The 1,868-nt window shown below is 62.9% G+C and carries 2 protein-coding genes and 1 pseudogene; all 3 read right to left on the minus strand.

The annotated features are described in order from the left end of the window. The coding region (locus tag RMP06_RS04955) for a dTDP-glucose 4,6-dehydratase (protein WP_310460664.1) at positions 1–561 on the minus strand (561 nt) is incomplete at its 3' end. 23 nt (positions 562–584) lie between these two features. Next, entirely contained in the window at positions 585–1,703 is a 1,119-nt protein-coding gene (gene gmd / locus RMP06_RS04960) for a GDP-mannose 4,6-dehydratase (RefSeq protein ID WP_310460665.1), read from the minus strand. A 46-nt stretch (positions 1,704–1,749) separates the two neighbouring features. Beyond that, positions 1,750–1,868: pseudogene (locus RMP06_RS04965) on the minus strand (GDP-L-fucose synthase); the annotation flags it as partial.

The following is a 1,868-nucleotide window of genomic DNA, read 5'->3' on the forward strand; positions in this document are numbered from 1 at the left end:
GTTCGAGCAGTTGGTGGTGAGCGTCGGCAAGCCGTAGGTGTGGTGGTAGGCGCGCACCAGGTGGTCCGAGCCAGCCTTGCTCGCCGAGTACGGGCTGTTCGGGGCGTAGGGCGTGGTCTCGTTGAACGCCGGATCGGTCTCGGACAGCGAGCCATAGACCTCGTCGGTGGAGACGTGCAGGAAGCGGAACGCCGCCTTGGCATCCGCCGCCATCGCGCTCCAGTACGAGCGCACGGCTTCGAGCAGCTCGAACGTGCCGACCATGTTGGTCTGGATGAACTCGCCGGGGCCGTGGATGCTGCGGTCCACATGGCTTTCGGCCGCGAAGTGCAGCACCGCACGCGGCTGGTGTGTCTGCAGCAACTGGCTGACCAATGCGCGGTCACCGATGTCACCCTGCACCAGCGTGCAGCGACCGGCCTCCACGTGCTCGGCGATCGTCTGCGGGTTGCCCGCGTACGTCAGCTTGTCCAGCACGACGATGGGTTCTTCGCTGCGCTCGAACCAGTGGTGGACAAAGTTTCCGCCGATGAAGCCGGCTGCGCCTGTTATAAGGATCATTTATAGATTTCTCCCTAGACTATTTATTCGTGATGATCAAACGCCTGAAACCCAGCCATCTTCACAAGACTGTCCTTGCGCGCCGCCATGTAATCAGCCTCGACCATCTCCTTGACCAGTTGCTCAAACGTGATCTTCGGCGTCCAGCCGAGTTTTTCCTTGGCCTTTGATGGATCACCCAGCAGCGTCTCCACCTCGGTCGGCCGGTAGTAGCGCGGATCCACGCGGACGATGACATCGCCCACCTTGACCTTGGCCTGCTTGCCGGTGACCGCGGCGACGGTGCCGATTTCCTTTTCGCCCTCCCCTTCAAACGCCAGCGTCACGCCCAGCTCGGCCGCCGCCCGCTCGACGAACTGGCGCACGCTGAATTGCACGCCGGTCGCGATGACGAAGTCTTCGGGCTTGTCCTGCTGCAGCATCAGCCACTGCATTTCCACATAGTCCTTGGCGTGGCCCCAGTCGCGCAGCGCGCTGAGGTTGCCCAGGTACAGACAGTCCTGCAGCCCCAGCGCGATGCGCGCGATGGCGCGGGTGATCTTGCGGGTGACGAAGGTCTCGCCGCGCAGCGGGCTTTCGTGGTTGAACAGAATCCCGTTGCAGGCGTACATCCCATAGGCCTCGCGGTAATTCACCGTGATCCAGTAGGCATAGAGCTTGGCGACCGCGTAGGGGCTGCGCGGGTAGAAGGGCGTGGTTTCCTTCTGGGGGGTTTCCTGCACCAGCCCGTACAGCTCGGAGGTGCTCGCCTGGTAGAAGCGGGTCTTCTTTTCCAGCCCCAGGATGCGGATCGCCTCCAGGATGCGCAGCGTGCCGATGCCGTCCGCATTGGCGGTGTACTCCGGCGTCTCGAACGAGACGGCCACATGGCTCATCGCCGCGAGGTTGTAGATCTCGTCCGGCTGCACCAGCTGGACGATGAGCACCAGGCTGGTGGAATCGGTCAGGTCGCCGTAGTGGAGCGTGAACTGGCGGTTGTCGACGTGCGGATCTTGATAGAGGTGGTCGATGCGGTCGGTGTTGAACAGGCTGCTGCGGCGCTTGATGCCGTGGACTTCATAGCCCTTCTTGAGCAGCAGTTCGGCCAGATAGGCGCCGTCCTGGCCCGTCACACCCGTGATCAACGCCACCTTCTTGTTCATCGACATAAGCTCGTTACTTCCTTTGAAAAAGAGAGGCCTGGAGGGCTCAGGCGCAATGAAACGGCGCTGAGGCATACGCAAGGCGGATGCCGTCGCGCAGACCGGTCCTGGCCGTCCAGCCCAGGCCAGCCAGGCGGCTGACGTCGAGCAGCTTGCGCGGGGTGC

It is taken from the genome of Sphaerotilus sp. (assembly GCF_031429695.1).
In the GTDB taxonomy this organism is placed as follows: Bacteria; Pseudomonadota; Gammaproteobacteria; order Burkholderiales; family Burkholderiaceae_C; genus Sphaerotilus.

Coding starts and splice junctions, on each gene's coding strand:
- gmd (WP_310460665.1), bottom strand. CDS start 1,703: ATGAACAAGAAGGTGGCGTTGATCACGGGTGTGACGGGCCAGGACGGC.